Genomic DNA, 9199 nt, shown 5'->3' on the forward strand with positions numbered 1-9199 from the left:
CGCGCGCGCTCGCCGGCGACCACCGCGACATCGACAGCGCGCTGTCCGGCCGCGGCCGCATCTGGTCCGCCGCCGCGTGCATGGCGCGCGAGCACCCGGTCAACGGCGTGGGCGTGCGGCGATTCCGCCAGGCGTTTGCCGGCTGCGACCCGGCGCCCGGCCAGCCGGCCGAGTGGGGCGAGGGCCCGGCGCTGCACGCGCACCAGATCGTGCTGGAAATCCTCAGCGAGACCGGCGCGCTCGGCCTGCTGCTGTGGCTCGCCGGTGCCGCGCAGGCCTGGCGCGCCTGGCGCTACGCGGACGATGCGGCGCGGCGGCAGGCACGTCCGGCGATGCTCGCGCTGGTCGTCACCGTGTTCCCGCTCAACACGCACCTCGCGTTCTATTCGACGTTCTGGGGCGGGCTGACGCTGATGCTGTTCGCCCTCTACGCGGGCAGCCTGCTCGCCACCGACCGTCCCGCGACGGAGCCCGCGCCGGCATGACAACGGCGGTCGGCCCGACGTCGGCGGGTGACGTGCCGCGTGGCCCGCGGCACTGGCCGATGCGTGCGGGCGTCGCGCTGCTCACCGCGGCCGCGCGCCTGCCCTGGCCACTGCAGCGCGCGCTCGGGCGCGGCCTCGGCGCGCTCGCCTTCGCCCTCGCGCCTTCGCGCCGCCACGCCGCGCGCGTGAACCTCCGCCTGTGCTTTCCGGAGCTCGACGACGGGGCCCGCGAGCGCCTGCTGCGCGCGACGTTCCGCGACTTCGGCATCGGCCTGTTCGAATTCGCGCGCGCCTGGTGGGGCGATGTCGCACCGATGCGCCGCGACGTCGTGATCGAAGGGCTGGAACATCTGCGCGAACTGCAGGCGCAGGGCCGCGGCGTGCTCATGGTGTCGGGCCATTTCATGACCCTCGAGATCTGCGGCAGGCTGCTCTGCGACCACGTGCCGCTCGCCGGCATGTATCGCCGGTACCGCGATCCGGTGATGGAATGGGCGGTCAAGCGCGGGCGCCTGCGCTACGCGGCGGCGATGTTCACCAACGAGGACATCCGCCCGGCCATGCGCCACCTCAAGCAGGGCGGCTTCCTCTGGTATGCGCCCGACCAGGACATGCGCGGCAAGGACACGGTGTTCGCGCCGTTCTTCGGCGTGCCGGCCGCGACGATCACGGCCACGCACCAGTTCGCGCGCCTGAGCGGCTGTGCGGTGGTCCCGTTCTTCCATCGCCGCGAAGGCGACCGCTACGTGCTGCGCATCGCGCCCCCGCTCGAGGATTTCCCGTCGACGGACGCGACCGTCGACAGCGCGCGCGTCAACGGCGCGATCGAGGCGATGGTGCGCGAGGCGCCGTCGCAGTACCTGTGGATCCACCGGCGCTTCAAGCGGCGCCCCGCCGGCGAGGCGCCGCCCTACTGATGCCTGACACGCCGCGCCCCGACCGCGTCGAGCGCCTGCTGCGCGCGCTGTACTCGCTCGTGCTGTACCTGCTCACGCCGGTCACCGTCTACCACCTGATCTGGCGCGGCTTCCGCCAGGCCGCGTATTTCGAGCGCTGGAGCGAGCGCTATGCCGGCTTCGGGCCACCGCGCGCGTCGCGCGTGCTGTGGGTGCATGCGGTGTCCGTCGGCGAGGTCAACGCCGCGATTCCGCTGGTGGACGCGCTGCTCGCGCGGCGCCCCGACCTGCGCGTGCTGGTGACCACGATCACGCCGACCGGCTCGGCGCGCGTGCGCGCGCTGTGGGGCGATCGCGTCGACCACGCCTACCTGCCGTACGACCTGCCGGGTGCGGTCGCGCGCTTCCTGCGCCATTTCCGTCCGCATGCGGCGCTGATCATGGAAACCGAGCTGTGGCCGAACCTGCTGTTCGGCTGTCGCGACCACGGCGTGCCGCTGTACGTGCTCAACGCGCGGCTGTCGGCGCGCTCGCTGCGCGGCTATCGCGTGCTCGCGCCGCTGGTCTCGCGCGCGCTGCGCACCGTGCGGGGCGTGGGCGCGCAGTCGCACGCGGACGCGCGGCGCTTCGTGCGGCTGGGGGCGGATCCGGCCCGCGTCTGCGAGACCGGCAACCTCAAGTTCGACCTCGACCTTCCCTCGAGTGTGGAGACCTTCGGCCGCGACTGCCGCGCGCGGCGCGCGGGCCGGCTGGCGTGGATCGCGGCGAGCACGCATGTCGACGAGGAGGCCGCGGTGATCGCGCTCCATCGCCGCCTGCGCGGGCGCTGGCCCGACCTGCTGCTCATGTGGGCCCCGCGCCATCCCGAGCGCTTCCGCGCGGTGGGCGAACAGGCCAGCGCCGCCGGCTTCCGCACGTCGCGCCGTTCCGAGGACCGCTGGGCGCGGCCCGACTGCGACGTCTTCGTCGTCGACACGCTCGGCGAGCTCCTGAACTTCTACGCCTGCGCCGACATCGCCTTCGTCGGCGGCTCGCTGCAGGACATCGGCGGCCACAACCTGCTGGAACCGGCGGCCACGGGCACGCCCGTCGTCACCGGCCCGCACCTGCACAACTTCGCCGACATCTCGCAGCGCCTCGCCGCGGCCGGTGCGCTGCGCATCGGGCGCGACGAGCGCGACGTGGGCAACGCGCTGGAGGCGATGCTCGCCGACGCCGCGCTGCGCAGCACGATGGCGCAGGCGGGCCGCGCGCTGGTCGAATCCGGCCGCGGCGCGCTGGAGCGCACGTTGTCACTGGTGGCACCGGGCCTGCCCGCCGCCGACGACGCGGGCCGCTGAGTTCCGGGCCGTGTCGGGTCGTTTCGGCCGCATGCTCGGCCGCGTGATCCGCACGTCGCCGCAGGCCGTTCGATGCGGCGCCCGTCGTATCGCGTGATCGCGCACCAGGCCGCGTCGCGCAACGGTCGAGCGCTACGCGGCGCCCATGAAAAAGGCCGTCGTTTCCGACGGCCTTCCGGGTATCACGCGCGAGGCAGGATCAGGGGGTCGGCGCGTTCGCCGTCAGCAGGCGGTTGACGTCCTGCACGTCGGCGCCGTCGAGCGTGCCGGCGGCCTGCTCGAGGTTCAGGCGCGACTGCAGGAAGTTGTAGCGCGCCTGCGCGTACGCGCGCTGCGCGTTGAACAGGTTCTGCTGGTTGTTCAGCACGTCGAGCACCGTGCGCGTGCCCACCTCCAGGCCGACCTGCGAGGCCTCGTACGCGGCGCGGGCCGACGTCAGCGCCGAACGCCGAGCCTCGACCTCGCTGATGCCGGCCACGAGCGACTGGTACGCCGCGCGCGTGTTGCGCGTGAGCGCGCGGCGCTGCTGCTCGAGCTGGTCCGACGACGCGTCGCGCTGGGCGATCGCCTGGCGCACGCGCGAGGCGGTGGCGCCGCCGTTGAAGATCGGCACGTTCAGGGTGACGCCGAGGGTCGGGCCGCGGCTCTGGCTGTCGATCGGGTTGGTCGAGGAAAACGCGCCGGTGCTGAAGGTGCTGTCGCCGGTCGTCTTGCGATCGCCGTAGGAGCCGTTGAGGTAGAGCGAGGGCCAGTAGCCCGAGCGCGCGGTCTCGATGTTCTCCTCGGCCGATGCGACCTGCTCGCGCGTCGCGCGCAGCGCCGGGTTGTTGTCCATCGCCTTGGCGACCCAAGCGTCGGCGCTGCCTTCGGTGGGCAGCGTCGGCTGGAAGTTCTCGGGCAGCGCCTTGAGCGACGCGACCGGTTGGCCGGTGATCTCGGCGAGCGCCTGGTAGGCGTCCTCGACCGCGTTGCGCGCGAGGATGGTGTTGGCCCGCGCGTTGTCGTACTGCGCACGCGCCTCGTGCACGTCGGTGATCGGGGCCAGGCCCACTTCGAGGCGCTTGGAGGCGAAGTCGAACTGCTTCTTGAGCGCCGTCTCCGAGGCCTGCGCCGCGGCCAGCGTCTCGAGCTGCACCAGCACGTTGAAGTACGCCGCGGACGTGCGCGTGATCAGCGAATCGCCGGCGGCCTCGACCTGGTACTCGCTCGCGCGGCTCAGCGCCTGCTGGCTGCGCAGCGTGGTGAAGCGGGCGCGGTCGAAGACCATCTGCTGCAGGTTGACGCCGAGCGAGCGCGAGGTGGTGTTGGACTGCGTGTCGCCGCTGAAGCGCACCGGCTCGCCGGTCTCGGGGTCGAACTGGGTCTGCGTCGACGGGCCTTCGCTGCGCGAGCGCGTCAGCGACGCCGAGCCGTCGATCTGCGGCAGCATCGCCGCGCGTGCCTGCACCGCGCCCTCGCGCGTCGCGCGCGCCTGCGCTTCGGTCGTCGAGAACTGCGGGTCGTTCTCGCGGGCGAGCTGATAGACCTGCATCAGGTCCGCCGCGGAGGCGGCCGAGGGCAGCAGGACGGCGAGGGCGATGGCGAGCGGGCGGCGGATCAGGTCGGAAGCTTCCTGGAAGGCCGCGCGGGGCGCGGAGTCGTCATGGCAAAGCGGCGTCCGGTGCCGCGGCTCGCGCGGCGGGCAACGGACTCAGAGGTGGAACGCCGGCACCGGCGCGGCGCCGGCGAGGTACGGAATATCGGTTTCGAACAGCGATTCGATGCGCGGCGTGCCGCCGTCGTTGTGCAGCAGCACGGCTTCCATCGCCGGCGCGCGGCCCCGCACGATGAACATGCGGCCGCCGGGCTTGAGCATCGCGACGAACTCCGGCGGGATGGTGTCGACCGCGGCGTTCACGCAGATCGCGTCGAAGCGGCGATCCGAATGCCAAGCCAGCGCGTCGGCCACCTCGATGCGGGCGTTGGCGACGCCCACCGCCTCGAGCCGCGCGCGTGCGGCGTCGGCGAGGTCGGCATGGCGCTCCAGGCTCACGACGTCGCGGGCCATCCGCGCGAGGCAGGCGGTGACATAGCCGCTGCCGGTGCCGATCTCGAGCACGTCGTCGGTGGGCTGCGCGCGCACGGCCTCCAGTGCACGGCCCGCGACCACCGGCTTGAGCATGTACTCGCCGTGGCCCAGCGGCAGCGCGATGTCCGCGTAGGCCGCGCCGCTGTAGGCCGGCGGCACGAACACCTCGCGCGGCATCCCGGCCAGCACCTCGATCACGCGCGGGTCCAGCACGTCCCAGGGACGCACCTGCTGTTCGACCATCAATTCGCGTGCGTGGGCGTAGTCGTGCGTCATCGGCGTGGATCGTTCGGGAAAAGGACGTGGATTCTACCGGGCCGGGCCCGGCGCCCCGTCGTGTTCAGGATCGCGTGCGGGCGTTCGGACCCCGAGTGCCGGAAGTCACCGGGACCGCCGTCACGCCCGGCGGGCCGCTCAGCGGGCCGCATACGCGCGCAGGAACATGTCGACGCTGGCGGCGATGTGCGCGGGCGCGGCGAGCCGCGGCTCGGCGCAGTCGCAGCCGAAGACCATGCGCGCATGCGGCTCGCCCTTCAGCAGGGTGAAGAACTGCGACGCGGCCAGCGCGGTGTCGGGGATGTCGAGGTCGCCCGCGGCCACGCGCGTGTCGAGCAGCGCCGCGAAGCGCTCCTGCACGCGGCGCGGTCCGGCGTCCCAGAACGACTGCGGCAGCGGGCTGTCGGCGAGCCGCGGGCTGCACAGGATGCGATGGCCGGCGATCGCTTCGGGCGAGGCGATCATCGTGTAGAAGGCGGTCGCGATCTCGGTCAGGCGCTCGCGGATCGGCATGTGCGGATGCGCCTGCAGCAGCGAGTCGGGCAGCGCCTGGGCGCAGTGGGATTCCACCGCCGCCGCGAACAGCGCGTCCTTGTCGCCGAAGTGGCTGTAGACCGTGAGCTTGCTGACGCCGGCCTCGGCGGCGATCTGGTCCATGCTCACCGCGTCGAAGCCCAGCCGCACGAACAGGCCCTTGGCCGCCTCGAGGATGGCATCGCGCTTGGCGAGGTCCTTCGGTCGGCCCGGCCCGGCGCCGCGGGGCGCGTCGGGATCGGGTGGACGGCGGGGACGTGCAGCGACCATGGCGGAATGCTAGCCCGAAATAGTGGACCGTGGCGTTCGGTAATTTCCACGCTAGCCCCCGACCGATTAACTGCGCCTGAGGGCCACGGCCTGCGTTCAGTAGTCGAAGACGTGCTCGACGCCGGGCTCGGCGCGCAGCAACGGCGCCAGCCCGGCGACCGGCGTGGCCAGCAGCCGGCGCTCGTAGCCGGGCCGGGTCAGGATCGGCTGCCGGAGCAGGATCCGCGTGCCCGGCGGCCGCGGGGTCGTGCCGGGAACCACCGCGGTCACCAGCACGTCGCCCCGGTTGCCCGCGATGTCGACGAAGCCGCCGCCGGCGCGCGCGATGCGCTGCGCCTCCGCGGTGAACGGCTGGTAGCGCGGCAGGACCGCGAGCGCGCGATCGCCCTCGCGGGCGCGCACCGGCACCGCGCCGTCGACGGGCAGGCGGTCGACGATCACCGCGGTCGTCGGCCGTGCCACCTCGAAGGTGGACCGCGTGGCGCGGGTGATCAGCGCCGCATAGCCGGCCTTGGCCAGCCACTCGCTGGTGAGCAGGTAGCGGCGCTCCCACTTGCGCACCAGGTGTGGGCCCGTCCACGGCGTGTCGCGCCAGAGCGCCTTCAGGGGCGTGACGAAGTCGAACTCGTACCAGGGCCGCACGTGGATGAAGTCGACGTAGTCGCGCGCCTGTTTGGCCGCGAGGCGCTCCTCCGGCGTGGACAGCGGCGGCGTGCCGGTTTCGGCGAGGCGGCCGACCAGCGTCTCGTACGCGCCCTTGAGCCCGTACTCGACCGTGGTGCTGGCGCCGATCACCGCGATCATCGTGTGGTACTCGCCGTTGAACGCCCAGCGACCGCGCACCGCATCGACCACGCGGCCATAGGCCTGCCAGAACTGGCCGACGTGTGCGAAGAACGGGAAGCGCGCTGGCGACTGTCCCTGTTGCAGCATGTTGGCGTATTCGGCCGGGCTGAAGACCAGGAACCATTCCGGATAGGTGAGGTAGGTCTGGTCGCCGCCGCGGCGTTCGGCGACAGGAACCTCCAGCGATTCGGCTGACGCCGCGCGCGGCGTCGACGCGGACGGGAACGCCGCGCCCAGCGCCAGCACCGCGGCCAGCACGGGCAGGCGCGGCCTCATGCGCGTCGGAAGCACAGCAGCGTGTTGAGCGTGGGGTCGTGGTCCTGCAGCAGGCCCGGGCCCTGCTGCTCGAAGCCGTGGCGGCGGAGGATCTCCACCCAGTCGGCCACGGTGCGGAAGTGTCGCAGCTCCTTCGCATTGGTCTCCCACGGCACGCCGAGCCCCGCGTTGAACACCGCATGCGCGAGGCTTACCAGCGCGCGCATGTCGTCGTCGCCGACGTCGTGGTCGCGCAGCACGAGCAGGCCACCCGGCCGGATGACGCGGTGAAGCGAGGCGATGAACGCGTCGAGGCGGTCGAGCGGCACGTGGTGCAGGCCGATCAGGCAGGTGACGAGGTCGAGGCTCGCATCGGCGACGGCTTCGCGCGGGATCGGCGCGTAGTCGTCGAGCGGCACGAACCGGCCGAGTTTGCGCAGGCCGCCACGCTCGACGATGTCCACCGGCGAATACGTCGGCGCGACGTCGTGCAGCAGCACGAGGTCGCCGCGCAGGTCGACGTGGCGGCGCAGGTCGCTGACGTAGCGGCCGGTGCTGCCGATTTCCATGTGGCCGTCGAAGCGACGCCGGTCGCCGAACAGCTGCAGCATCTGCCGCGACATCTCGCGCTTCTGCTTGCGCAGCGACGGCACCGCATGGGTCAGGTCGGCAAGGAACGGCTTGATCGCCGGCAGGCCGGCCTGCACCGCGCGATAGATCGCCTCGTCGTCGCCACCGCGCTGCGTCACCTCGCGGATCAGCGCGTGGAAGCGGTCCTCGGGGTACAGGCGGTAGATGTTCTGCAGGAAGCGGTAGAAGTCGTCGTTGCCGCGCGTGCGGCCGTAGACCTGCGCGAAGTCGCCGGCGGGCGCGGCGGTGGCGGTGCTCATCGGCATGTCTCCCGCCGCATGCGGCGCGTAGTAGGTGTCCCAGAGCACGTTGCGGAAGCGGAAGTCCGGGTCGAGCCGGCGCTTTAGCGCGAACATCTGGTCGGCGCGCGGATAGGCGCGATGGAACTGCTCGCGCGTGGCATGCGGCTGGTAGGGCAGGTAGTAGGTGCCGCCGCAGTCGAGCGCGGCATCGATCAGCTCGCGCGTCCACACCGCCACGCGCTGCTTCGCGTTCTCGCGCGTGCGCTGCTTGTAGTACAGGACGAACGCGAACACCTCGCCGCGCGCCCAGGCCAGCAGCGAGCCCGGATCGGCGAACGCATGGCGCACCGAGACGTTCACCGCGTTGACGCGGTGGCGCGCGAGGATCTCGGCCATTTTCGGCACGAACTCGTCGAAGCGCTCGACCGGGACGAAATACTCCTGCAGCACGTAGGTCGACTTGCGGCGCGACGCCGGCTCGAGCTCGGCGACGTCGTAGCCGGCCTCGTAGTTGCGCCAGTGCACCGGCTTCGACGCATAGATCAGCGGTTCGAGCAGGCGCTCGCGCCGGAACTTGCCGCCCGGCGTCTCGGTGAAGGCCCAGAAGAAATAACGGTGCAGCGGAAAGTGCCGGCGCAGCGGCTGCAGGCGGTCGGCGACGGTCGCGGCGCGTTGCGTGCGACGCCACGTCACCGCGCGGGCGCGGCGGTAGCGCGGCGGGTACAGGTCGGCATTGTGGAAGATCGCGTCGGCCTGGCCGCGCACGTGGGTGCGGAACCACTGCGCGTACGTACGCGTGGGCATGCAGGCATGCGTGCGCTCGACCCGCACGTTGTCGTCGAGCAGCAGCTCGGCCTCCACGATCACGCCGAGTCCGCCGTAGCCGCCGATCGCGCCGTAGAAGAGTTCGGTGTTCGCCTCGGGGCTGGCATCGACCACCGACCCGTCGGCGAGGACGAGACGGATCGAACGCACCGACAGGATCAGCGGCCCGAGTCCGACGTAGCGCCCGTGCACGTTCACGCCGAGCGAGCCGCCGACGGTGAAGTTGGCATAGGTCTGCATGATCCGAACGGACAGGTCGTGCGGATCGACGAAGCGCTGGATGTCGCACCAGCGGATGCCCGCCTGTACGCGGATCGTGCGCGCGACCGGATCGAAGTTCAGCACGCGGTTCATGCGCCGCATGTCGAGGTGCAGGCTGCCCGGGCTCGCGGTCTGCCCGCCCATGCTGAAGTGGCCGCCGCCCACCGAGATCGCGCCGTCGGCGCGACGGATCGCATCCACGACCTCGTCGGTGGACGTCGGCGTCGCCACCGCCCACACGCGCACGGGATTGAGCCGCGTGACGTCGTTG

The 9199-nt window shown here is 72.1% G+C and carries 8 protein-coding genes; 3 read left to right on the forward strand and 5 right to left on the reverse strand.

Annotated elements, in window-relative coordinates; translation table 11 throughout:
• The 3 genes from E4F61_RS13535 to waaA all read left to right on the forward strand — a co-directional run.
• Window positions 1-485: O-antigen ligase family protein (locus tag E4F61_RS13535; RefSeq protein WP_162301498.1), on the forward strand; the 485-nt coding region annotated here is incomplete at its 5' end.
• Window positions 482-1402, forward strand: coding sequence for an LpxL/LpxP family Kdo(2)-lipid IV(A) lauroyl/palmitoleoyl acyltransferase (gene lpxL / locus E4F61_RS13540; protein ID WP_133480151.1), 921 nt, complete (start codon window positions 482-484; stop codon window positions 1400-1402). The genes E4F61_RS13535 and lpxL, both read left to right, overlap by 4 nt.
• The gene (gene waaA, locus E4F61_RS13545; protein ID WP_133480152.1) at window positions 1402-2721 is read left to right on the forward strand and encodes a lipid IV(A) 3-deoxy-D-manno-octulosonic acid transferase; all 1320 of its coding nucleotides are present in this window, start codon (window positions 1402-1404) and stop codon (window positions 2719-2721) included. Before lpxL ends, waaA begins: the two co-directional genes overlap by 1 nt.
• A gap of 199 nt (window positions 2722-2920) precedes the next feature.
• Here the strand turns inward: waaA and E4F61_RS13550 are convergent, their stop codons facing one another.
• The 5 genes from E4F61_RS13550 to E4F61_RS13570 all read right to left on the reverse strand — a co-directional run.
• A complete protein-coding gene (locus E4F61_RS13550; protein ID WP_133480153.1) occupies window positions 2921-4321 on the reverse strand; it encodes a TolC family outer membrane protein in 1401 nt (466 codons plus the stop codon).
• A gap of 90 nt (window positions 4322-4411) precedes the next feature.
• Window positions 4412-5065, reverse strand: a complete 654-nt coding sequence (locus E4F61_RS13555; protein WP_133480154.1) for a protein-L-isoaspartate O-methyltransferase family protein — start codon at window positions 5063-5065, stop codon at window positions 4412-4414.
• A 138-nt stretch (window positions 5066-5203) separates the two neighbouring features.
• On the reverse strand, window positions 5204-5869 hold the full coding sequence (locus E4F61_RS13560) for a TetR/AcrR family transcriptional regulator (protein ID WP_133480155.1): 666 nt from the start codon (window positions 5867-5869) through the stop codon (window positions 5204-5206).
• 96 nt (window positions 5870-5965) lie between these two features.
• On the reverse strand, window positions 5966-6991 hold the full coding sequence (locus E4F61_RS13565) for a hypothetical protein (protein WP_133480156.1): 1026 nt from the start codon (window positions 6989-6991) through the stop codon (window positions 5966-5968).
• Window positions 6988-9199: FAD-binding protein (locus E4F61_RS13570; RefSeq protein WP_133480157.1), on the reverse strand; the 2212-nt coding region annotated here is incomplete at its 5' end. The genes E4F61_RS13570 and E4F61_RS13565, both read right to left, overlap by 4 nt.

The organism is Cognatilysobacter segetis (assembly GCF_004359965.1).
Taxonomy (GTDB): Bacteria; Pseudomonadota; Gammaproteobacteria; order Xanthomonadales; family Xanthomonadaceae; genus Cognatilysobacter; species Cognatilysobacter segetis.

What these genes read in the sequence shown, in the direction of transcription:
- E4F61_RS13560 (WP_133480155.1), bottom strand. Translation starts at nt 5,869, where the DNA reads ATGGTCGCTGCACGTCCCCGCCGTCCACCCGATCCCGACGCGCCCCGC.
- lpxL (WP_133480151.1), top strand. Translation starts at nt 482, where the DNA reads ATGACAACGGCGGTCGGCCCGACGTCGGCGGGTGACGTGCCGCGTGGC.
- waaA (WP_133480152.1), top strand. Translation starts at nt 1,402, where the DNA reads ATGCCTGACACGCCGCGCCCCGACCGCGTCGAGCGCCTGCTGCGCGCG.
- E4F61_RS13555 (WP_133480154.1), bottom strand. Translation starts at nt 5,065, where the DNA reads ATGACGCACGACTACGCCCACGCACGCGAATTGATGGTCGAACAGCAG.
- E4F61_RS13565 (WP_133480156.1), bottom strand. Translation starts at nt 6,991, where the DNA reads ATGAGGCCGCGCCTGCCCGTGCTGGCCGCGGTGCTGGCGCTGGGCGCG.